Origin of the sequence: Streptococcus sp. HMSC065H07, from assembly GCF_001837325.1 — a bacterium.
In the GTDB taxonomy this organism is placed as follows: domain Bacteria; phylum Bacillota; class Bacilli; order Lactobacillales; family Streptococcaceae; genus Streptococcus; species Streptococcus salivarius_H.
Genome location: NZ_KV832038.1, coordinates 313,036 through 336,028 on the forward strand (window position 1 = coordinate 313,036; position 22,993 = coordinate 336,028).

Consider the following 22,993-nt stretch of genomic DNA (forward strand, 5'->3'; position numbering starts at 1 on the left):
GAATGAAACAATTGATAGAGAACTATCAGAAGACTTTTTATGCTTTCATGATATTTAATATACTGGTCCCTTTAACTAATATTGCTTTTGCTTATTCTATTAAAGGTATTATTGATAGTGGCATGTCCCAAAATAGAGAAGCCTTAACTCAAGCGGTACTAGTGGGAGCAGCTGTTATTTTTATCTATGCGGGCCTCAACTTTATTTCTCTACGATTGAGAAATAAACTTGTTAGGCAAATCATGTCAAAATACAAAAACAAGGTGTTCCAATCTATTTTAGATAGGGATTATAGAGACTTCTCTAAGGAAAAATCAGGGAAATTTATTTCCGTATTAACCGAAAATATGAAGAAAATTGAGCAAGATTATCTGCACCAGTATTTTAATATTTCAAAAAACCTTTCCTTAATGATTTTTTCACTCCTAGCTATGTTTATAGGTAATTGGTTTTTGACCTTATTGGTTATCATTGCTAGCATTATTCCAATGATGATATCAGGATTTATTGGACAAAAATCAGCCTCTCTACAAAATAGTGCTATGATTGCAGATCAGAAGTATTTAGCTAAGGTTAAAGATATTTTAGCAGGATTTCTGGTTATTAAAAGTTTTAATGTGAAAGAGGCTATCTGTGAGGATTATAGTCATGAAAGTGAAAAATTTGATGAAATAAATTTTATAAAAGGGAAATTTGATATTTTAGCTAATGTTATTTCACAGCTTTCAGGGATGATTGTTTTTTTGGTAGCTTTTGGTGGAGGGATGTATCTCGTATTTAATGGCTATACCACAATTGGAAGTGTGACAGCTATTGTTCAACTAGTCAATTTTGTAGTAATGCCACTAAATGAAATTGGTATGGGAATGAGTAAATTCCGTGAAGGTCAGGCAACACTAGATGCATTTGAGGTAAAAGATGTAACCGAACTTCAGACTGGTGAAACGAAAGAATATTTCGATGATGTTATTTCTTTTTCAAATATAGACTTTTCTTACCCTAATGCTGAAGAAAAGATTTTTAATCAGTTATCTTTGAAGATTAAAAAAGGAGAAAAAATTGCAATTGTAGGAATGTCAGGGAGTGGGAAATCAACTTTGTTCAATTTATTACTGCGTTTTTACGATGTAACAAGTGGGCACATCTCCATTGATAATATAGATTTGCAAGCTATTTCAGCAGGGAGCCTTTATAACTTAATGACTATTGTTCAACAAGACATTTATATCTTTGATGATACTTTAAGATCAAATATTACTCTTAATCAATTCTTCACTGATGAGGAAATAAAGCAAGCGGTACAGCAGTCAGGTTTAGAAAGTTATGTTTTAGAAAATGAATCTGGTCTACAAGCTTTATGTGGAGAGAATGGCTCAAATCTATCTGGCGGACAAAAACAAAGACTTAGTATTGCGCGTGCCTTAATTCGAAAAACACCAATCTTATTATTGGATGAGGCTACCTCATCTTTGGATAATCAAGTAACTACTGAAATTGAAAATTCAATCCTGGATATTCAAGATTTGACTGCACTTGTAGTAACCCACAAGTTGAATGAGAACATTTTGAAAAAATACGATAGAATTCTCTTTATGAAAGGTGGCGTCATTGTTGAAGATGGTTCTTTTGGTGACTTGATGGATAGGAGAGGTGAGTTTTATAAGTTGTTTGAGTTGAGTGTGTAATTCTCTTTCGTTCTATAATATAGGAGTATACTAGCACGACATGTTGAAGCGGTATCACTGCTTGTGAGGCCTAGAAAATGTGTAGAATGAAAAGCCTTGGTGACAGGGCTTTTTATGGTAAGTCATTTGATATTTTTATCTGAATCATATTTCTTCTTCATGTTACAATAAATATATACAAAATAGAACGCTTAGAAAAATGGAAAATATAATGGTTAACCAAAGCAAATATGTGTCTAGTGATTTTCCAGAGGCAACGTATCAAGTGGCTTTTGAGGATTTGAAAAAGAAAATTTTAGTCGGGCATCAGGAAATTATTCAAGGTAAAGTCTCTTCTCTAGCTGATGCGAGAAAGGAATTTGGCCTTGACTAGGTAGGTTGCGATATTGTCTCTCTTACTTGTAACAGAGCTAAGCAGAGTAAATAGTAGAATAATAAAGGTGAACATAGACTTTCAAGTAAATATAGTACTGTCTATATGAGACATTTTGGAGGGTATCAAATATGAAATTTCATGAGTTTGGTGATAAAAATTTGCCTACCATTTTATTGATACATGGTGGGGGTAGCTCTTGGTGGAATTATCTTAGACAAGCTCGTCTCCTGTCTCATAATTACCATGTCATTTTACCTACACTTAATGGACACGGAGAAGAGTATCAAGAGGATTATATATCAACGGAAGATTCGGCACAGGAAATTCTAGATTATGTTCGACAAAACTGTGATGGAAAACTGTTTGCTTTAGGTGGAGTTTCACTTGGAGGTCAAATTGCTATGGAACTTTTGTCCTTAGACAGCGATATAGCTGAGAAAGCCATCATAGACGGAAGTATCTGTATTCCTCAACCAAGGTTGGCGAGATTTAGCATCTTGTTGGTATCTTTATTTGGTAAACTGATGATTAGTAAATCCTCTTGTAAACTTCAGTTAAGCTTAATGAATAAATTCTATCCCCAATTAGCTTACCCAGACGAGATAAAAGATTATTATATGGAGGATATGCCAAGGACACCTAACAAAACATTAGTGACTATCTATAAGACTTATATGGGGCATTATAAGTTGAAGAGTAGGATTTCAAAAAGTAAAGCACAGGCTCTCTATATTTATGGCGAAAAAGAATTGAACGGTGTTAAAGAATCAGCTAGATTATTTCAGCAGATGCACCCCGATACTATCTTGTATGAAGCAAAGGGCTATAACCACGGCTATTTATCAGCCTACCTACCTCAAGAGTGGATTAAGTTGGTTGTTCCATTTTTGGAGAATAACGATTGATTATACTTTATTAATTTAGAAAGCAGAGTTTCATGGAAGTCAAAAAATATAGTCCTCTCAATTCCTTAAAAAAGATAGCAGATAACCTGTGGATTGTGGATGGGGAAGAAGTACTGATGGATTTCAAATTCTTCAAAGTGCCTTTTTCAACTAGAATGACAGTTATCCGTCTACAGAATGGTGGTCTTTGGGTGCATTCACCGACTAAGCCTAATGACAATTTACTTTTTGAAATCAAGCAATTAGGTGAGGTAAAACACCTTATTGCCCCCAATGTCTTACATTATAGTTATATAGATGAATGGCATCAACTATTTCCTGAAGCAAAAGTCTGGCTAGCTAGTGGTGTTCAAAAGCGTGCCAGAAAATCGGGAATGAGTTTGGATTATGGTCAGGAATTAAGCAAGGCCAATTGGAACGAAGAAATTCTTTTTACAACATTTGAGGGAAGTTTTTATGTAAAAGAGGTTGTTTTTTTCCATAATGAAAGTTCAACTCTGATTTTAACGGATCTTATTGAAAACATAGAAACTGAGAAATTATCGCTTTTTGAAAAGCTACTGTTTAAAATAGGCGATAATCACTATCCAAATGGTAAAACACCAAGAGATTTAAGAATAAGTTTCTTATTTGGTAAAAAACAAGCTTTGAGGAGTTATCACAAAATAAAGAAATGGGAACCTAAGAATATTATTATTTCTCATGGACCGTGTATTATTGGTCAAGCAAAAGAGATGTTAAAGCAAGCGTTCTTCTGGCTAGAAAAATAGGGTTATGTGGTTAAGGGAACTTGTCGAAAGACAAATACGAATACTTCGACCTTTGTATTTAAAAGTTGCATTCATTCGCTACACAAAAAATCACCCCACAAGTTATAACTTGTGGGGTGTTTCATTTTATTAGTTCTTCACTTACAAAATAAGGTCTGTTTTTTCAACTTTATAGAGGGCAATTCCCATGATTAGGGTCAAGACAAGAAGAATTAAAACAGCAGGGGTCCAAGAGTTAAAGAGTTGTTTGCTTGAACCGAACAAAACTGGACCAAGGGCAGCAAAGATATAGCCTCCGGTTTGGGCTAAACCTGATAGTTGGGCTGTTTTTTCAGGGGTGCTAGCCTTCATTGAAAAGGCAACCATCATGTAAGGGAATAGGACACTAGCAGAACTTCCGATTAAGAGGTTAAGGACTAACCAATACACAAAGCTGTCTGTATTGACTAGGAGCATGGCAACTCCGATGAATCCTGCTAGGACGGTAGTCACTAGCATCAAATGGCGGTTACGATTAGAAAGTTTCGTGATTAGGCTAGGAACAATCATAGAAAAAGGAATACTAGTCAGTGTGAAAACTGAAGCTAGGATTCCGGCATTGGCTTCGCCGACACCGGCTTGTGTAGCCATGGTTGGGAGCCAAGTGATAGTGGTATAGAAGAAGAGTGACTGTAATCCACCGAAAATCATGATGGCCCAGACTTTGCCACTCTTATACCAACTGCCTGAATTTTCGCTGGTAGAAGTTTCTTGTTCTAAGTAATGATTGTGACGGACATTAGGAAGCCAAACTACAAGAGCTAAGGCACAGACCGCGGTCAATACCCAGACCAAACCTTGCCATGAGGTTGCCTTAGTGATTGGAACGGCAACTGATGAAGCTACGGCTGTGGATAATCCCATGGCTGTAATGTAGAGTGTGGTTAAGAATCCTAACTGATTTGGCTCGTTAGCCTGAATTAGGCTTGGGAGAAGGACGTTGATAAAGGCAATTCCAGCTCCGACTAACAGCGTTCCCACATAAAGAAGAGGGAGATTAAGGGTACGCAAAGCAGAACCAAGTGTCATCACAATTAAAACACCGAGGAAGAGTCTTTCTATACCAAAGCGTTTGGCCCAGCTAGCCGCAAAAGGTGAGAATATCGCAAAGGTCAAGAGAGGGAGACTTGTCAAGAGACCGAGAGAACTGACCTCAACGCCTAGACCAGAAGCAATGTCTGATAAGACCGTAGACAAGGTTGTGAACGGGGCCCGCAAAACGATCCCTAGAAGAAGGATTCCAGAGATTAGAAAATGTGAATGTTTCTGTTTCATAAACTATCTCCATGTTTAATAAGGGTATTTTAATTTTTAAGAATATGACATTAATGCGTCACTACCATCTTACCATAAATGAAGGGGGTGATGAAAGCGATTACGTTGGATTGTCAAGAAAGAATTTTTAGTTTTATAATCCTATTCTGCTGATTATCAAATAGCATAATCTGATTTTTAAAAGACCGAACATGTAGTCCAGCCTCTTTTCAATGTCGTCTTAAATTTCATACCCCATAAGGAGTCCGCCTTCTTCAGCATAAAAGCTACAGAGTCCAGAAGTAGGAAGGACTTCGATGCTTGCTTGGGCAAATTTTTCACGAACCAATTCAGAGAATTGCTCGATAAATTTTTCATTGTTGCGGTGGGCAATCGTAATGTGGCCTCCAGCATAACCAGCCTTGAGGAGTTCATCAAAGGCAGCTTTTATGGCTTTCTTTTGACCTCTGGCTTTTTGAAGCAATTCAAGAGTACCTGTCTTACTAGCTTCACCGACCATACGGATATTGAGGAGTCCAACAACGGTGCCAACTAGTTTACTTAGACGACCATTCTTCACCAAATTATCAACTTTGGCTAAAACAAAGAGCAACTTAGTCTTGGCTTGATAAGCTGTGATGCCATCAACGACTTGGTCAAAATCAAGGCCTTCAGCGACTAAGTGATTGAGTTTACGAACGATAAGGTCGACCTCGCCACCAGCTGACAGGCTATCAATCACGTGAATCTTAGTATCAGGATTCTCTTCCAGATAAATTTTCTTAGCGATTTCAGCACTATTGTAGCTACCAGAAAGAGTTCCAGTAATCGTCACGACGACGATATTGTTCGCTCTTTCAAAGGATTTCATATAATCATCAGGACTCGGACAGGCAGACTTAGAAGCAGTCGTAGTCGCATACATTTCCTCCATCATTTGATCAATACTGAGTTGGGCATCATCCCTGTAAATGGTTTCGCCCACTTGGATAGTCAAAGGAACACTGACAAACTCCGTATCTGGTGCCAGATTGTCCAAAGAACGGTAGTCACAGCCTGAATCCGCAATAATTTTCCATTTCATAGGTTACACCTCATATCTGCATAATGTACATTGACAAGTTATTTGTCTTCTTTTACAATTTTATCATGAAGTGCATTGCTATCAAAGCAGATCTCATCAGGTGTGACAGATAGAAAGTGAATGTTATGGCAGAAAGAAAAATCTCAGAGAAATCCTTGGAAAATCTCAAACGATTTAACCAAGAAAACAAAGCAATTACACGAGAATCCATCGAAATTTCTCTCCTGCAATTGTTGGAGAAAAAAGACTTTAAAAAGATTACCATATCGGAACTGGTTGAGCGTGCGGGTGTATCTCGTGCTGCCTTTTATCGCAATTATGGTTCTAAGGAAGAGATTTTGAAATCTATTTTTGAGTCTAGCATTGCAAAGATTACTAAGTCCTTGGACGGCTATAATCTCAAGACGGATCTTTACCAAGTCTGGGTTTATCTCCTTAAGGAAGTCAAAAAAGAAGCCAAAATCATCAGTCTTGCCATTGATTATAATTTTGAGCAAGTATTGACCAAAGCTGTTTATGATTTTTTGGAAAAACGAAATGGTAGCTCATCAAATGGTGCCGGTAGTTACCTCAATTCCTTTTGGAGCTCAGCTATTGTCTCAGTGATTTCCAAATGGGTCAAGGATGGCATGAAGACCCCAGCTGAAAAGATTGCCAAACTTGGTCTCCCGCTTTTTCCACAAAAGAAGAAGTAGTAGCCACTGAGAGGTGGTTTTTAAGTAAACTGCACCTTTCCATTACTAGTTCAAATGAATAGATAGAACTGTGCACAGATTATACAAAGGACAAGAACGATGATCGAAGAACGAATTCTTGCTGCTAAGCAGTATGTTAAAACCTTATTTGCTGATCGAGCGGATGGCCATGATGTGGCTCATACCCTTCGCGTCTATACCAATGCTATGAAAATCGCACAAGCAGAAGGTCTATGTGATCTGGAGATAGTGGGCTTGTCAGCTCTTCTTCACGATGCTGATGATTATAAATTGTTTCAAACAGAGAATAATGCTAATGCTCGCATGTTTCTAGAAGAGATTGGTGCTCCTAAAAAGCAAATCGACCAGATTTGTCGGGTTATCAATGCTGTTTCTTTCAGCAAAAATCGCGGTAAACATCCAGAATCGTTAGAAGGCAAGATTGTCCAGGATGCAGACCGCCTGGATGCGATAGGAGCTGTAGGAATTGCGCGAACTTTTTCCTATGGTGGCTGCAAAGGGAGATCCCTTACTGATACCGTCCAACATTTCCACGACAAGTTGCTCCTCTTAAAAGATGAAATGAACACGGAGACTGCCAAACAAATGGCAGAAAGTCGCCATCAATTTTTAATCACCTTTCTAAAAGAACTAGAGAAGGAATTGGACTGAGTGAAATATTGAAATTAACTTTTATAAAAGACTTATTTGAAAGGAAGATATGCTAAATCAACTAATAAAGAAACCTATTTTAAGTTGTTCAATTATATTTGTTATCTGCTCAGTAGCAAGGCTAATTGAATACTTCTATATGAGGACGGATGAAACCTTCTTATCTGAGAATTTTCTACATAAACTTTTTGGAATTCTTCTACTGTGGGGAGTCCTTTCAATTTGTAATTTAAGATGGAAAGATATTGGTTTCAGTCCTGACGGAACCGTGAGTGGTATAGGGAAGGGCCTGCTCTTTGGTTTAGTGTGTTCCGTCTTTGCATATACAGTTGAGTGCATTGTTCTCTTGTTTCTTCATGGCAATGTTCACTTATCGTTTTACGCCAGTGGTTTTTCCTTAACAAACGAAAAAGTATCTCAAGCAGGAATCTTACTTATTCTCTCAAGTGTGTTGTTTAACCTGATAAATGTCTGGATGGAAGAAGGAATATTTCGTGGCCTTTTCACAAAAATTCTTGAAGGGCTTTCGTACCGCAAGAGTCTATTCTTTATAGCCTTCCTATTTGGAATATGGCACTTGGTAATGCCCTTAAGAGATTATCTTCAAGGAGAATCGTCACTCGTAAATCTCATCGTCATGGGCATTGGCTATGTTATCTTAGCGGGAATGATGAGTATCAAATGGTCCTTACTCTACAAAATGACAGGTTCCTTATGGTTTGGGTTAGGAGATCATTTTTTCAATAATCTTGCTTCGAATCTAGTTCATGTGATTTCAAATTCTGAAGCAGATAGTTTGCAGATTGTGAGAATCCTTCTATGGCAATTGCTATCATTTGCTATAGTGTTATGGGTTTATCAAAAGAAAAACTGAAAGTCAATCCCCTTGCTACTACAACTAATTGGAGGTTCAGTATGCCAATATATGAATTTTGTGCAGAGAATGTGACTTACTTAGAAAAAGCTTTTCAAGCCGGTGCTCAACGCGTGGAGTTGTGTGATAATCTGGCTGTTGGAGGCACGACACCTTCTTATGGTGTCATAAAGACGGCTGTTGAGTTGGCCAAGGATTATCAGGCTAAGGTGATTGTGATGATTCGTCCACGAGGGGGCGACTTTGTCTATAGCCAGCAGGAATTAGCTATCATGCTAGAAGATATCAAGTGTGCGCGTGAATTGGGTGTTGACGGCTTTGCACTAGGTGCTTTGACTTCAGAAAACCAACTCGATACAGAAGCTCTAAAGACCTTGCTAGATGCTAGTCGAGACCTAGAGGTCACCATGCATATGGCCTTTGACCAAATCCCTAAAGCAGCTCAGCCTAGTGCTATTCAGTGGCTTAAGAACCACCACGGTGTGACGCGTCTGCTCACCCGTGCTGGAACTCCGGAGACTGCTCTAGACTTACGCTTGAAACGTTATTCAGAATTGGTTCAGCTAGCAGATTGTCAGTTGGATATTTTAGCAGGAGGTGGTATCTCCGTGGCTAATCGTGATCAATTTCTTGCCATACCTGGTCTTGAGCAAGTTCATGGAACACGTGTCGTCTTTTAGATTTACAATGGAACCAGCTTATCGGCTCGGTCCCTTTTAGCTTTCTTGTGGACTGAAAAAGGCACTTTGCTTTTCTAGTCATTCTTTGGTAAGCTATTACTATAGCATTAAAAAAATTGGGGGATGTATGTTAGATAATTTGTTAAAAAAGAACCCTATCTTGGGTGTCATTATTTATCCGTTATTAGGGCTAGGGGCTATTTGGCTTGGTCACTATTACTCACAGAGCCTTTCGCTATTGGAAAAAACGGGTGGTCAGATTAAGGTTAATACTTTTGTTTACATTGCTTATCAATTAGGTGGGACCAAACTCGTCATGGGGTTCTTTATTCTTTTAGCGCTTTTCTTTTTCTATCTGGGCTATACTTATCTAAAAAAACTTGTCAATACTCAGAAATAAGGATCAAGTTTATACACTAACTGCGGCTACTGGCTTGCAGTTTTTTCTTTTCTACAAGTCAACTAGAATCCCCAATTTATGCTACAATGAAACTATTACGCTTCAAAAAGGAGATGAGATGAAAGCAGAAGAATGGTTAACCTATTTTATAAAGATTTATGGACGTCGCCCAAAGATGACAGAGGTCGACGAGGCGATACAAAATGGTAGTCTCTTGGCCAATCGAGCAGAAGTAGAGAGCTTATTGTTAGCATCTAAGAAGAGCTTTTGGCAAACCTTAAGTCAGTATGTTGTGACTCATAAGGTCGCAGCGTCAGTTCTTGCAGTTTCTTGTATGACGCTTCTTGGTGGTGGTGCCATTTTTGCTTGGCATTCCCTTCATTCACAAGCTCAACAAATGTCATCCCTTGCGGTCTCTTCGTCAAGCAGTCAGACTGGTCAAACGTCTTCCTCAGGCAAGTCTAAACAATCGAGTTCAAAAGCTTCTGAGTCGTCTTCAAACTCTAGTTCTCAAAGTCAGAATGACTCATCAGAAGCCAAAACGCCTGCCATGGATGTGGATGCTATTCGAAATGGTGATTTTTCAAGTATCGAAGGTGACTGGGTTTCTGACGGTGGTCATGTTGTGACCATTACCAAGTCAGGGCTCACAAAGTCTGAAGAGACAGGAAGTACTGATGGCAAGACTGTCGTTAAAGATTTCAATGGTCAGCCTATGTTTTATTTTGCGGACAATGGTCCAGGGCATGGGGTCAATCCTTTTGTGCCTGTGCCAGCCAATCAAGCAGCACCGTCTCCGGACAATTCTGTCAAAGACACAGATCGTTTGGTTCAAATTCCAGAGTCTGCTGGGCCAGGGGTGGTTTACACGTTTTATTACAGAGTGAAAAGCAAGAGCCAGTCCAGCCAGACTAGCCCAACCAATACGACAGCCCTTTGGGATAGTGACAAGGCTGCCAAGCTCGCAAGTTACATGGTGGAGTTTGGGCACAAGATGAATCAAGAAAGTTATAGAAGGCTAACACCTAACGGAAGTGATGATTTCTTTGGTGCCATGTCTTTTGCTAAAAATAACCGCATTATTGTAGGTGAAAAGACTGAACAAAATGCCCCAATGACCAACCAACAAAAGGTAGACGTTGCCTTTTCTGACGATGGTACAGGGACAGCCGACTATATCATTGTAGACAGCTACGGGTATTCAGGTTCCACCATGATTCTCTACCATTTCACCATCCATAAAGGTCAACCAGTAGTCCTAGTTTCCATGCAAAATCAGGGAAATCCTGAAAACATGTATTACATGTACCCTACCAATAATAAGGATATTCAAGAAGCCTTTGCCAATATTGTGAATGACAAGTGATGGTTTGATAGGTTAGGAAAAAGCATATCTTCAATCTAAAGCCTTGGCAACAAGGCTTTTTCTTGTGGAAAAGTATTCTGAGAATAAGTAGCTGTCAAAATCTGGTATAATGAAGCCAAGGAGGCGCCTATGAAAACTTTGAAAAAACAGACGCTAATTCTTTTATCTATCTCTAGCCTGCTACTTGTCGGTTTAGCAGTTTTTGCACATCTCCACAAAAAGGAGGAAAAACCAAGCTACTCCAACCTTAATAGCAAGGCCAGTCTTAATGAGGTGCGTTCCATTCTCTCGAAACATTTGGACGAGGAGAGTGTGGATAACTTTATCAATCTGGTTAGGGATTACAATGATACCGTGGGTACTGTTGGACTTTCTGGGGATTTTGCGCCATTTACCAAAACAGACTATGATGTGGAAAAAATCAGTAGCCTGTGGACAGCCAATCATGGTGACTTTATCGGTACCAACTGCCGTATCAACACCTACACGCTACTGAAAGGCAAAATCAAGATTCCTCAAGTCAAAAGTGATACTGAGCTCCTTTTCCAAGACAAGGACGCCATTGACAAGGGCAAGCTCTTTAATGCCAAGGACCAGGAAAATTTTGAGATTCTTTTTTCAAGGGTCAAGACTGAGGCCACCCAAGATGTCAAGGTTCATGCCAAGCACATGGAGGATTACTACAAGCAGTTCACCTTTGATGACAAGGCACGCATGCTGTCGGTTGTTGTCCACGATAATTTGGATGGTGATTCCCTTTTTGTTGGTCACGTCGGAGTCTTGGTGCCTACGACGGATGGCTACTTATTTGTTGAAAAGTTGACCTTTGAAGAGCCCTACCAAGCCATAAAATTTGCCAGCAAAAAAGATTGCTACAAGTATCTCACAACCAAGTACAAGGACTATACTGGACCAGGTCTAGCCAAACCCTTTATCATGGACAATGGCAAATGGGTGGATATGGACTAGGTTAAGGTGGGACGACGGTTTTAATAGTGGAGAAAAAGGAATGAAGAAATGAAAAGAAAACAAGCCTTGTCGCTTTATCTGGCGGGGACCCTTGGGCAAATTTTATTAGCTAGTCTCATTGTCTTGATTTTAAGAGCAGGAGAAGTTAGGGTTGATTATGGGACTCCAATTGGCCTCTTTACCCTTATGTTAGGTGGCTTGTCATCAGCCATTTGGGGAGCAATTATTAGTATCCGCTATTATCACTCCAGTTTTAAACAGCTTGTCAGAGATTTTTTCCAAGTCAAACAAGCTCCTCTTAACTATCTCTTAGTCCTCATTTTTATAGGTTTGGATTTTTTACCACAGGTCTTTAGTGGGGAAATGATTATTCCAACTTGGTATTTCCCCATAATTTTATTTGTAAAAGCCCTCGTCTTTGGTGGAATCGAAGAAATTGGTTGGCGCCATTTTTTCCAGCCTACTTTGCAAGAAAAGTTGACCTATCTAGTGTCTACGCTGTGTACCTTTGTAGCCTGGTCACTATGGCATTTACTCTATTTTTATATTGATGGGTCTATGGCCACGGTTCATTTGCTACCATTTTTGCTAGGCTTATTAAGCAATTGTTTCATCTTATCCGCTATTTATACAAAGACCAGAAGCCTTTGGCTTTGTGTGATGACACATGCGTTGATCAATGCTTTATCGCAACTGTCATCAACTGAGAGCGTATGGCTATCACTTGTGATTAAGGTGTTGATAATTCTTCTTGCCATGAGAATTGCTAGTAGCAGTTTGGAGAAGGTTAAATCCTAAGAGTAGTTAAGTGACTGCTCTTTTTTCTATGTAATACTCAGATGACCTTGCCCATCTTTTTGAGGCATGTTATACTAAAAAGGTATTGTCAAAATTTTCTGACATTACAGGTGGAAAGGAGGTGCTAATGCCTTTTAAAAAAACAAAACATCTTGTTTTTTCCCGCTACCTAAGCCTGCTCTGTTTGCTTCTATTTTTAGTAGTAGCGTCAGTTTTTGTTGCAGTATCCTTAGGAGCGGTCACTATAGATATAGGTGATACCTATGGTGTCATCCTCAGAAAATTGGGGTTTCCGATTGCCAGTCAAAGCATAGCCAAACCACTTGAAGCTATTATCTGGAATATGCGAGTTCCGAGGGTTCTCCTAGGGCTAGTAGTCGGTGCAGGCCTTTCCATGTCTGGGAGTGTCATGCAGTCAACCGTTAATAATCCGATTGCCGAACCCTACATTTTAGGCATCTCGGCAGGAGCAACTTTTGGAGCAACCTTTGCCATCATTTTAGGCCTTAAAACTGTAGTAGGCTTGGGTGCCTTTGTGGGGGCTATCCTAGCGACAGTTCTTGTCCTAATTATTGCCTCTATGCAGGGGAGAGTGACCACATCTGGCTTGATTTTATCTGGAACGGTTGTTAATGCCCTCTTTATTGCCTTTGCCAATTTTATAATCTCTATTGGAGCGACAGCAGATAGTGTCATGACCATTAAGTTTTGGACCATGGGTTCATTGACAGGAACATCTTGGTCAGATTTGATGCTTCCAGCAGTAGTGGTTGGTTTGGCCTTTCTCTTTTTCTCAACTCAGTATCGTGTCTTCAATGCCATGATGATGGGCGATGAAACAGCTTTGACTTTAGGGATTCCACTTAAACTCTATTGGTATTTTTATATCGCCATCGTTGCAGTCATAACGGCCGTCTTGGTTGCTAGTTGTGGAATTATCGGCTTTGTGGGCTTGATTACCCCTCATATTGCCAGAAGTTTAGTCGGGACTAATTATCGTAAGCTTTTTCCAGTAGCAACTCTCCTAGGTTCCTTGTTTGTGGTTTGGGCAGATGTCTTGGCTAGAATCCTCGTTAAAAATGCGGAGTTACCTATCGGTATCTTTACAGCCTTGGTTGGCGCACCTTTCTTTATTTATATTGTGACTAAAAATCGTAGGAAGGTGGTTTAGACTTATGGATGTAAAGTGTAAGGATATTCATTATTCGATTGGAGAGAAAAAAATCCTAAACGGTGTCTCTCTAGAGGTTGAAGGTGGGCAATTCCAGACCATACTAGGACCAAATGGGAGTGGAAAATCAACCTTGCTCAAAACCATTTATCGCCAGTTGAAACCAGATAGCGGTCAGATTTTACTTGATGGAAAAAGCCTAGATCAGGTAAGCCTAAAGGAAACTGCAAAAGAAATGGCCGTTGTGACACAGTTTAACACCCTTCAATTTGATTGCACGGTGGAAGAAATTGTCATGCTTGGCCGAACGCCCCATCTTTCCTTTCTACAAAAAGAATCGGAGCGGGACCACTTGCTCGTCCAGGATGCCCTATACAAGGTTGGCATGTCTGAAAAGAAGACACGCTATTATTCGTCCTTATCAGGTGGCGAAAAACAAAGAGTTATCCTAGCGCGTGCTTTGGCTCAGGAACCCAAACTCCTTTTATTGGATGAGCCTACCAACCATTTGGATATTAAGTATCAGTTGGAGATGTTGGCCTTGGTCAAGGAACTCGGCATTAATGTTCTCGCAGTTCTCCACGATATTCAATTGGCCTGTCGTTTTTCAGATTATATTTACTTAATGAAAGGGGGTGAGATTGTTGCCCAAGGTGTCCCAAGGGATGCCGTAACCCCACAATCCTTGCAGGCGGTTTATGATGTTCAGAGTCGTATTACCTGGACGGATGACCAGCAGGCAATGATTCAGTATTTATAAGCCTAGGAAAGGAAGGCCTTATGAACAAGAAAACTTTTGGTATCGCATTAATCGCTGCAGCAGTCCTCACATTGACAGCATGCAGTTCTACATATAAAAACAGCACATCATCGTCATCAGCAGCAAAAGAAACGGTGAAAAAGACTAACTCAGAAACCCAGTATCCTTTGACCGTTAAAACTTATGACGATCAAGGAACTGAGCTAGATCAAGTTTTCAAAAAGGTACCAGAAAAGGTTATCACAAACAACCTTTCATCAACGGAAATCTTGATTGAGCTTGGTTTAAAAGACAAGATTGTCGGTATGCTTAACCCTGACAATGAAGTAACCGATAAATATAAGGAAGACATTGCCTCAATCCCACATGTCGGTGATAAGAAGACCATCTCTCAAGAAGTCATCTTGGCTTACGGACCTGATGCCCTTATTGGTCGTAACATGATGTTCTCAGACAAATCAATGGGAACCATCAGCACGTGGAACAACAACGACATTCCCGTCTATACGCAAAAAGCTTCTGTTTCAACAACCAAACAAGATTTGAATAATATCATCGAAGATGTTAAAAATATTGGTGACATTTTCAACGTTCAAGACAAGGCAGACAAGTATGCAGGACAACTCCAAAAGCGTATCGACGCCGTTAAAAAGAAAAACAAGTCTTCTGACAAAGACTTGAAGAAGGCTCTGATCATGTGTGCCTACAACGATGAGACCTTTGGAACTTACAAATCTGCCCTTCAAGAAAGTATGCTTAATCAGCTTGGCTATACCAATGTTGCGACAGGAACATCAGATTTGACTCTGGAAAATCTCGTGTCTATGGAACCAGAATTGATTATCTATGTAACTAGTGACCGTAATAAGGCCATGGACAAGGATGCTACAGACAAGATGGAAAAGAACGCTGTTCTTGAAAATGTACCAGCCGTTAAAAACAAGAAAATCATGACTATTTCTTATGATGAGCTTATGGATTACGGTCCATCTGTGATTGATTCTCTTGAGAAGGTTAATGACTTTGTTAATAAATAAAGACTTTGTCTGCCATGGCATTCGAGTGACGATTGCCCTTCCTGAGTCTTATGATGCTACTAAGACTTATCCAGCTGTTTTTCTGAACGATGGACAACTGGATTATCTGGGAAAACTAGCGGATTCTGTTATCCTGATAGGCCTTGAGCCCAAGAATCGCTTGGATGATTTTACACCTTGGTATGCTCAGGCTTTGAGACCTGGAAGTCCTGATTTTGGTGGCAAGCTAGCCAGCTATCATGACCATCTATTTGGCCATATTTTAAATAGCATCCAAGAGGAGTTTAGACTGGATGACAGTCGTATGGCTTACGGAGGCTACTCGCTGGGTGGACTGGCTGCTATTTCCAGTCTTTATAGCAGTGATAAGATGCCTTTTATCTTTTCCATTTGTGGATCCTTCTGGTATCCAGATTTTGTAGATTACTGCCAATCCCATCAGCTTCTTAATAAGTCTTGCTCGGTCTATTTACGTAACGGTTTGACCGAAGGGGCTAATCATAAGAATAGACTGGCCAAGGCTCCTAGCTTTGCCAAAGAAGTACATGAATGCATCAAAAAACAGTGCTTGTCCACTTATTCAGCATTTGACCCCTACGGTCATCATGATAATCTCCAAGAAAGATATGATGCTTTTTCGGACTGGTTGATTGAAGAGTGGAAACTCTGAAATGCTGCTATTGGTGATTGAGTAGGAAAGAGAGAAGAAAAGTAGTGAAGAAAATTCCGACGATGGAATCTCTTCACTACTTTTTGTTATGCTCGAAAACTGCCATCACAGTTGATGCTTCCGAAAAGTTTTTAGACATGAATCAAAAAACGCCTTAACTCCGTATATTAAAAGTAATTTACTTACTTTTGACTTATATCCTAACTTCAAAAAGGATAAGACTATTATTGTTGCTGATGCAGTAACTTATATCATTTAAAACTTTTTTGTTGGAGAAGTAGAAGGGAAAAAACTATACTTTGGTGCCTGAGAATACTTCGATATGGTTCCCTAGTATTTTTATATCTACTGGAAGATTATCCGATTTGTCTCCATCAACATCTGACTCTAACTCAACCTCTGAAGAAATCCTAACATTACGCGCTTTGATATATTCGATATTATCGTTACCTACTAGATCCCCTTTTAACAAATCTGGGATAGTCGATAATTTAGAAATGATGGATGCATCTTTTAAAATCAAGATATTTCCATATCCATCTGTATTTTCATCAAATAGTTTTTTGTCTGCATAGTAATTAGATAGAAGAACTAGGACCTGACTAGCTTCACCTTCATAATTGCCATTTTCGCTTTCAATACGAACATTAAATATATCGTCTTCCACAACGGACTTCATCGTATTGATTGCATATGCAAAGATACCGTACTTTGTTTTATCTTCAATATCAACGTTATGAATAGCTTCTGGTAAAGATCCAACACTAAAAATATAGCCAAAATAATTTTGATTAGCTTTTCCAACATCAATGGTTTTAGTAAAATTGAAATCAAGTTCTTCAATCGCTTGATCAATACTTTGGTTGATTTCTAATAGCTTAGTGATTAAATTACCAGTTCCACCAGGAATAATCCCAAGTTTTGGAATGTGATTTTTTTCAGCAATCCCTGAAATAACCTCATTTACAGTACCGTCTCCACCAAAAACAATTACTGCATCATATTTTTCTTTAGAGGCTTTTTCAGCAAATTGAGTTGCATCTTTGGCTTTTTGCGTAATCTTAGTTTCAACATAATCAAAATACTCTTTAGCCTTATTCTCCAAGCTCTCTTTATAATCTAATGCTGTTTCTCCTCCAGAAGTTGGATTAATAATTATCATTACTTTTTTCATTGATATTTTCTCCTATGGACTACTAGTGACAATACTTTTCAACGGTTTCTTATGCTTATCAAATTAATATCTCACATTACTTGTTGTTATTTGGGGATTCTTTTTACTTATCCTTTTCTATTTGTTGAAGATCATCATCGTTTTTATATTGAATGATGTAGTCGACTAATTCTTTTTCAGTTAATCTATCATTTGTTAATTGTGAAACCTGAATCGAGATATTTTTCAAACCATATTCATTTTGTTTGTTAATGATACTTTGTAACTCAGCTTCTGAAAGATATTTACCTGAAATGGTTAGCTTTAGTGTATTGTTTTCTTTACTATATTTCTTTTTCAAAATAGTATGGTTTTCAAATTGATCAGATAGATAATTATTGATAGACTCATTGATTAGCGTATCTCTAACTAAGGTAGTTGCAGAAGCTAAACTTGGAATAATAAGAACAAGCGAGACTAGAATTAATATTTTTCGCATTTTAGAGGCTTTACGATTATGTTTAACATAAGGATTATTAACCATCATCACATTAGTGCCAATATATGTAGCAATCATAATAAAACTGCAGTTAATGGAGAACAAATATGACGCCCCTATCATATACTCAAGATTTCCTGTGGCAATAGAATACCCCACGGTACAAACGGGTGGCATAAGAGCAGTTGCAATGGCGACACCAGGAACAATGTTATTAGCTTCTTTCTTTCGTGCTCCAATAATGCCGGCTAATCCACCGACGAATGCTATTACAACGTCCCAAATTGTGGGCGAAGTTCTAGCAATAATTTCCGTACTTGCGTAAGAAATGGGCGAAAGTAAAAAATAAAGTGTAGAAGCTAAAAGGCTTACTGCAACTTGAATAAAAAGAACTTTAAACGATTTTTTGAGAAGTTTTGTATCTAATATTGCTAACGCAAAACCTACTCCAAGGATAGGTGTCATCAATGGAGAAATCAACATTGCCCCTATGATTGTTGGAATAGAATTCATATTCAAACCAATAGATGCAATCAATATCGCACACAATAAAGTGGTTAAGTCACTTTTTGATAAATCTAAATCCTCATAGATTTTGTCCCTAAATTCTATTAGAGAATAAAGTTTACCATCCTTCAAAACTTTTTCCATAACAGTACTTCCTTTTTGTTACTATAGTCAACTTTTTAAGCTCACTCTTTGACGACGTATCTAAATCATCGGCCATTATTATTGTAACTTCTTTACCTGGGTGTGTTTTATATTCTACTTTCAATTTGTAATCAATTCACTACTCCATATTAATTTTAAACTCCTACTGAAAGTGATGGAGTGTTTGGTGTATTATTTATACTATTTTGTTAGATACTTACTATTTAAAGAAAAATGTGTAAGGGTTTACATGTCTCAATTATACATTTTATTTTTACTTTCGTCACTCGAACGTCTTAGGGCTATTTTATTTTGTGACTAAAATGCTAATCAATCATATGAATGTACCAGTTTAATCAAACTTTTTATTCATAAATCAATCCATTTAGAGGAAGGCCTAATAATAGTAGAAGTATTTGTAGATTTTTAATAAAAAAATGAGATAAGTGAAATTGTAAAACTATGCAAGCGATTGCAAAGGTCGATGATGGTTTTTATGTCTATTTTTGTGTAAGCGCAAACATTTTCATTGACTTATCAATTTGATTAACTTATACTGTTATTAACAGGTATATACTAACATTAATCTTATGATTGTTAAGATTAATATAAAAAATGTTTTAGCTAAAATGTAACTCTTTAGATGGTTTGATTTTCCAAACAATCTAACTTTCCTCTATTTAGAAAGGGGGAGACATTATGCTTTGGGCTATTATTGTCGGAGGCTTTATAGGTTTTATTGCTGGTGGAATCACTAAAAAGGGAGGTTCCATGGGAATAATTGCCAATATCTTTGCAGGTTTAATTGGTTCATCTGTTGGACAGTCACTCTTCGGTTCTTGGGGGCCTAGACTAGCTGGAATGGCCTTAGTTCCATCAATTTTAGGGGCAGTTATTGTTGTTGCAGTAGTATCATTTTTCTTAGGAAAAAAAGAATAATTTTCAATATTTCGACAGGAAGACTCCAATCAACTCAAACTTAGTGCCGATAAATTAAAAAAGTGGTAAACATGGACTAGCTAATGGTTTATCAGCAAATAAAGATAACATTAGTGAGGGTGTTCAAGCTGTTTATGACTCGACTTCAACACAAAAGCTATAATTTAACTTATCTTGTTATACTTAAAAATTTGAATGTATTGTTTAAGAGCGTTCATATTTAAAAATCTTTATGTCCAAAGGAGGATAAAATTATGTCAGTAGAAGAAAAACTTAACCAAGCTAAAGGCGCTATTAAAGAAGGTTTCGGAAAAGTAACTGGTGATAAAAAAACAGAAAAAGAGGGTGCTGCTGAAAAAGCAGTCTCAAAAGTGAAAGAAGTTGCCGAAGATGCCAAAGATGCTGTTGAAGGAGCTATCGAAGGTGTGAAAAATATGATTAAAAAGGACGATAAATAATTAAATAGTCAATTGATTTTTCACATAAAAGCTACAAAAGCTACTCTACAAAAAAATAGAGTTGTCATATTCTACTCCTAATTACTCACTTATAAGATTACTTTCAAAATAACTACAAATCGATATTCTTATAATATTATTCAGTTGAAAAATCAACTTTCTTTAGATTAATTCAAATTCCTTTTTAACTCCATATACATATTCTTTCTAATAGTAAAAGCACTCTAATTTCTATAGTTTTATCCAAGCTATAGAGGCTAGAGTGTTTTTTATAACATTTTGAAGAATTATTTAATGATTGGGGGAGATTTGTATTTTTCTAGTTTTTATACAAATCAGCAAAGTATAAGTGCTAACATCATCCCGATTAGAGAATGGCAAACGTTTGCATTTCTTGTGAATGTTTTCACCACCAAAACATCACATTTTCAGTGAATTACTTGATTTTCATAAGTATTAGTTTTATAATTGAAGCATAGAAAGCGCTTTCAAATATCTCCGAGTTTTTGTCCTACTTGAAGTGGTTCGGCTAACAGCCGACTTCCATTCTAGAAAGGAGTATTGTTTTGAGTCAATGTGATATTCTCATTATAGGGGCAGGTCCTGGTGGTTATGTTGCTGCTGAAGAAGCTGCCCGTTTAGGTAAAAAGGTAACTGTCATTGAGAAAAACTCCATAGGTGGCACCTGTTTGAACGTTGGATGTATCCCATCTAAAGCCTATCTTGAACATGCCCATTGGCTATTAGCTGCTAAAGAAGCCTCTCAGTATGGAGTGACCGTTTTAAATGATAATCTTGATTTTCAAAAACTTGTTGCTCGCAAAGATCAAGTCGTAGCAACACTACAGTCTGGTATTCAATCAAGTTTTAAACAATTAGGTATCACCTATATTGAAGGTGAGGCAGCTTATATTTCTGATAAAACCTTCCAAGTTAATGGTGAAAGAGTCTCAGGTAAGTCTGTTATTTTGGCGACGGGGAGTCATCCATTTATTCCTCCTATTCCTGGTATTAACGATGTTAACTATTTGACAACAGATAGCTTTTTCAACTTAAAGGAACTTCCTCAATGTTTGGTTATCATTGGTGGAGGTATTATTTCCGTTGAGTTAGCTTTTGCCATGGCTCCACTTGGTGTGGATGTGACAGTGATAGAGGTTGCACCAACAATTTTAGCAACTGAAGATGACGAAGCACGTTCCATTATTAGAGAAAAGATGGAACAACTTGGAATTACTATTCTGGAGGGAGTTAGCATAGATAGGGTTCAAGAAAATGCTGTAATTTTAGCAGATGGGAAGTCCTACTCTTATGATAACTTACTTGTAGCAACAGGGCGTAAGCCAAATATTGAGTTAGCCCAAATGATGGGCTTGGAGCTGACCGAAAAAGGCTTTATTAAGGTAGATAGTTATTACGAGTCATCTCAATCAGGTGTTTATGCGATTGGGGATTTGATTCCTGGATATATGTTAGCTCATGTTGCTAGTAGCGAGGGAATCAAAGCTGTTCGAGCCATTTGTCGTCAGGCTGAGGAACCGGTTGATAATTCAAGTGTTCCACGGTCGCTCTTTACAACGCCGGAGATTGCTTCCTTTGGCTTGTCAGAAGAGGAGGCGGTACAACAAGGATATGATATATCAGTTGGTCAACTTCCTTATGTTTATAATGGTCGAGCCATTGCGTCTAATTCAGCAAAGGGTTTTGTTAAAATTGTCTCCGAAAAACGCTATCACCTACTATTAGGTGCCGTTATCGTTGGTCCACATGCAACTGATATTCTACAATCCTTGATTGTCTTGAAAGATGCTGAAGGAACACTTGATCAGCTTGATAAGACAATTTTTGCACATCCAACAATTTCTGAGTTGGTTCAGGAGGTTGCAAGACTGATTTTAAGGTCCTAAGGTCGATGGATAGGTTTAGCACAGCCATTCTCATTTTTTCAAATCTATATATCTGTCAATAATATTTGTTTTTTATAAAGCTCTCTATAGAAGGAGGAAACAATATGACACATTATCAAGAATTGCCACAAGCCCTAATGAAAGAAAAACATCAGGGACAAACCTTAACCAAGGAAGAAGTTAAGGTTCAAACTGCCCATGATCTTGGTGTGGAAAATGTTTCAAAAGAAGAGGCTAAATCCATGTATAAGACTATGTGCGATATTCGAAATTTTGAAGAAAATGCACGACATTTCTTTTCAATCGGTCAAATTCCAGGATTTGTTCACCTTTACTCAGGTGAGGAAGCTATTGCGACTGGGGTATGTGCTAACTTGACTGATAAAGACTACATTACTAGCACACATCGAGGACATGGACACTGTGTGGCTAAAGGTGGAGACCTTAAAAAAATGATGGCTGAAATCTTTGGTAAGTCTACTGGGCTTGGTAAAGGTAAAGGTGGCTCTATGCATATCGCTGACTTGGATAAAGGAATCCTTGGTGCTAATGGTATGGTAGGCGGAGGCTTTGGTCTTGCGACTGGGGCTGCTATGCGCAACAAATATCTAAAGACTGATGATGTTGCTGTATGTTTCTTTGGTGATGGTGCTGCCAATGAAGGTAATTTTCATGAGTGCTTAAACATGGCCTCTATTTGGAATCTACCTGTGGTATTTGTAAATGAAAACAACCTTTTTGCAGAATCAACACCACAATGGTATTCATCAGGTTCTCCAACAATTGCTGAACGTGCACAAGCTTACAATATGCCTGGCGTTCGCGTTAATGGTAAGGACTTATTTGCTGTTTATCAAGTGGCTAAAGAGGCCATTGAACGTGCGCGTCGTGGAGATGGTCCAACGTTAATTGAAGCTATTACTTATCGTAACCATGGCCATTTCGAAGGAGATGAGCAAAAATACAAAGCACCAGATGGAATCGAAAAAGAATGGGCAGATGTGGATGCCTTGGAAGTATTTCGTGACCTGGTAACTGAAAAGGGTATCCTTAGCCAAGATGAATTGGATGAGATTGTTGCCCAATCACAAAAAGATGTTGAAGATGCAATCCACTTTGCTCAAGAGAGTCCAATTCCAAAAGAAGAAGCTCTCTACGAAGACGTATTTGCAGACTGATTG

24 protein-coding genes are annotated in these 22,993 nt (G+C 38.3%); 20 read left to right on the top strand and 4 right to left on the bottom strand.

Annotated features, from left to right (window positions below; translation table 11 throughout):
- The first annotated feature begins 2 nt into the window (after positions 1–2).
- From HMPREF2637_RS07660 to HMPREF2637_RS07675, 4 genes are all read left to right on the top strand, one after another.
- Complete coding sequence (locus HMPREF2637_RS07660) at positions 3–1,685, top strand: ABC transporter ATP-binding protein (protein ID WP_064523300.1); 1,683 nt, start codon at positions 3–5, stop codon at positions 1,683–1,685.
- Positions 1,686–1,884: 199 nt separating this feature from the next.
- On the top strand, positions 1,885–2,058 hold the full coding sequence (locus tag HMPREF2637_RS11735) for a hypothetical protein (protein WP_002890505.1): 174 nt from the start codon (positions 1,885–1,887) through the stop codon (positions 2,056–2,058).
- A 131-nt stretch (positions 2,059–2,189) separates the two neighbouring features.
- Positions 2,190–2,966, top strand: a complete 777-nt coding sequence (locus tag HMPREF2637_RS07670) for an alpha/beta hydrolase (protein ID WP_037600270.1) — start codon at positions 2,190–2,192, stop codon at positions 2,964–2,966.
- 32 nt (positions 2,967–2,998) lie between these two features.
- The gene (locus HMPREF2637_RS07675) at positions 2,999–3,736 is read left to right on the top strand and encodes a DUF4336 domain-containing protein (protein ID WP_064523303.1); all 738 of its coding nucleotides are present in this window, start codon (positions 2,999–3,001) and stop codon (positions 3,734–3,736) included.
- A gap of 141 nt (positions 3,737–3,877) precedes the next feature.
- On the opposite strand, the gene HMPREF2637_RS07680 is transcribed toward HMPREF2637_RS07675, so the two are convergent.
- Together HMPREF2637_RS07680 and HMPREF2637_RS07685 are read right to left on the bottom strand one after the other, a co-directional pair.
- Positions 3,878–5,050 carry an MFS transporter gene (locus tag HMPREF2637_RS07680; RefSeq protein WP_064523306.1) on the bottom strand — a complete coding sequence of 391 codons (1,173 nt, stop codon included), beginning with the start codon at positions 5,048–5,050 and terminating at the stop codon, positions 3,878–3,880.
- Between the two features lie 220 nt (positions 5,051–5,270).
- Positions 5,271–6,113, bottom strand: a complete 843-nt coding sequence (locus HMPREF2637_RS07685) for a DegV family protein (protein ID WP_064523309.1) — start codon at positions 6,111–6,113, stop codon at positions 5,271–5,273.
- A gap of 125 nt (positions 6,114–6,238) precedes the next feature.
- Here HMPREF2637_RS07685 and HMPREF2637_RS07690 point away from each other — a divergent pair, with 125 nt between their 5' ends.
- The 12 genes from HMPREF2637_RS07690 to HMPREF2637_RS07745 all read left to right on the top strand — a co-directional run bounded on the left by HMPREF2637_RS07690 (position 6,239) and on the right by HMPREF2637_RS07745 (position 16,205).
- Positions 6,239–6,808 carry a TetR/AcrR family transcriptional regulator gene (locus HMPREF2637_RS07690; protein ID WP_021144459.1) on the top strand — a complete coding sequence of 190 codons (570 nt, stop codon included), beginning with the start codon at positions 6,239–6,241 and terminating at the stop codon, positions 6,806–6,808.
- Positions 6,809–6,907: 99 nt separating this feature from the next.
- A complete protein-coding gene (locus HMPREF2637_RS07695; RefSeq protein ID WP_064523312.1) occupies positions 6,908–7,480 on the top strand; it encodes an HD domain-containing protein in 573 nt (190 codons plus the stop codon).
- Positions 7,481–7,529: 49 nt separating this feature from the next.
- The gene (locus HMPREF2637_RS07700; protein WP_064523315.1) at positions 7,530–8,354 is read left to right on the top strand and encodes a CPBP family intramembrane glutamic endopeptidase; all 825 of its coding nucleotides are present in this window, start codon (positions 7,530–7,532) and stop codon (positions 8,352–8,354) included.
- A 41-nt stretch (positions 8,355–8,395) separates the two neighbouring features.
- On the top strand, positions 8,396–9,034 hold the full coding sequence (locus tag HMPREF2637_RS07705) for a copper homeostasis protein CutC (RefSeq protein WP_064523324.1): 639 nt from the start codon (positions 8,396–8,398) through the stop codon (positions 9,032–9,034).
- A 127-nt stretch (positions 9,035–9,161) separates the two neighbouring features.
- Positions 9,162–9,434 carry a hypothetical protein gene (locus tag HMPREF2637_RS07710; protein ID WP_064523327.1) on the top strand — a complete coding sequence of 91 codons (273 nt, stop codon included), beginning with the start codon at positions 9,162–9,164 and terminating at the stop codon, positions 9,432–9,434.
- 118 nt (positions 9,435–9,552) lie between these two features.
- Positions 9,553–10,800: a DUF4767 domain-containing protein gene (locus tag HMPREF2637_RS07715; RefSeq protein ID WP_064523330.1), complete on the top strand. Its 1,248-nt coding sequence runs from the start codon at positions 9,553–9,555 to the stop codon at positions 10,798–10,800.
- Between the two features lie 129 nt (positions 10,801–10,929).
- Positions 10,930–11,769 carry a DUF4300 family protein gene (locus HMPREF2637_RS07720; protein ID WP_064523333.1) on the top strand — a complete coding sequence of 280 codons (840 nt, stop codon included), beginning with the start codon at positions 10,930–10,932 and terminating at the stop codon, positions 11,767–11,769.
- Between the two features lie 48 nt (positions 11,770–11,817).
- Positions 11,818–12,567 carry a CPBP family intramembrane glutamic endopeptidase gene (locus tag HMPREF2637_RS07725; RefSeq protein WP_064523336.1) on the top strand — a complete coding sequence of 250 codons (750 nt, stop codon included), beginning with the start codon at positions 11,818–11,820 and terminating at the stop codon, positions 12,565–12,567.
- 127 nt (positions 12,568–12,694) lie between these two features.
- Positions 12,695–13,738, top strand: coding sequence for a FecCD family ABC transporter permease (locus HMPREF2637_RS07730; RefSeq protein ID WP_064523339.1), 1,044 nt, complete (start codon positions 12,695–12,697; stop codon positions 13,736–13,738).
- A gap of 4 nt (positions 13,739–13,742) precedes the next feature.
- Positions 13,743–14,498, top strand: a complete 756-nt coding sequence (locus HMPREF2637_RS07735; protein WP_070839850.1) for an ABC transporter ATP-binding protein — start codon at positions 13,743–13,745, stop codon at positions 14,496–14,498.
- 20 nt (positions 14,499–14,518) lie between these two features.
- Positions 14,519–15,535 carry an ABC transporter substrate-binding protein gene (locus HMPREF2637_RS07740; RefSeq protein ID WP_037603944.1) on the top strand — a complete coding sequence of 339 codons (1,017 nt, stop codon included), beginning with the start codon at positions 14,519–14,521 and terminating at the stop codon, positions 15,533–15,535.
- Entirely contained in the window at positions 15,516–16,205 is a 690-nt protein-coding gene (locus tag HMPREF2637_RS07745; protein ID WP_037603943.1) for an alpha/beta hydrolase-fold protein, read from the top strand. Before HMPREF2637_RS07740 ends, HMPREF2637_RS07745 begins: the two co-directional genes overlap by 20 nt.
- Before the next feature lie 292 nt (positions 16,206–16,497).
- Here the strand turns inward: HMPREF2637_RS07745 and HMPREF2637_RS07750 are convergent, their stop codons facing one another.
- Positions 16,498–17,379: a diacylglycerol/lipid kinase family protein gene (locus tag HMPREF2637_RS07750; protein WP_061652228.1), complete on the bottom strand. Its 882-nt coding sequence runs from the start codon at positions 17,377–17,379 to the stop codon at positions 16,498–16,500.
- Positions 17,380–17,482: 103 nt separating this feature from the next.
- A complete protein-coding gene (locus HMPREF2637_RS07755) occupies positions 17,483–18,508 on the bottom strand; it encodes a DUF389 domain-containing protein (protein ID WP_002890534.1) in 1,026 nt (341 codons plus the stop codon).
- A gap of 699 nt (positions 18,509–19,207) precedes the next feature.
- Between HMPREF2637_RS07755 and HMPREF2637_RS07760 the strand changes: the two genes are divergently transcribed.
- From HMPREF2637_RS07760 to HMPREF2637_RS07775, 4 genes are all read left to right on the top strand, one after another.
- Complete coding sequence (locus tag HMPREF2637_RS07760) at positions 19,208–19,447, top strand: GlsB/YeaQ/YmgE family stress response membrane protein (RefSeq protein ID WP_002890536.1); 240 nt, start codon at positions 19,208–19,210, stop codon at positions 19,445–19,447.
- A 254-nt stretch (positions 19,448–19,701) separates the two neighbouring features.
- Positions 19,702–19,905 carry a CsbD family protein gene (locus HMPREF2637_RS07765; RefSeq protein WP_004182825.1) on the top strand — a complete coding sequence of 68 codons (204 nt, stop codon included), beginning with the start codon at positions 19,702–19,704 and terminating at the stop codon, positions 19,903–19,905.
- A 566-nt stretch (positions 19,906–20,471) separates the two neighbouring features.
- On the top strand, positions 20,472–21,812 hold the full coding sequence (lpdA, locus tag HMPREF2637_RS07770) for a dihydrolipoyl dehydrogenase (protein ID WP_061652226.1): 1,341 nt from the start codon (positions 20,472–20,474) through the stop codon (positions 21,810–21,812).
- A gap of 104 nt (positions 21,813–21,916) precedes the next feature.
- Complete coding sequence (locus HMPREF2637_RS07775) at positions 21,917–22,990, top strand: thiamine pyrophosphate-dependent dehydrogenase E1 component subunit alpha (protein ID WP_048674343.1); 1,074 nt, start codon at positions 21,917–21,919, stop codon at positions 22,988–22,990.
- The last annotated feature ends 3 nt before the right edge of the window (positions 22,991–22,993 follow it).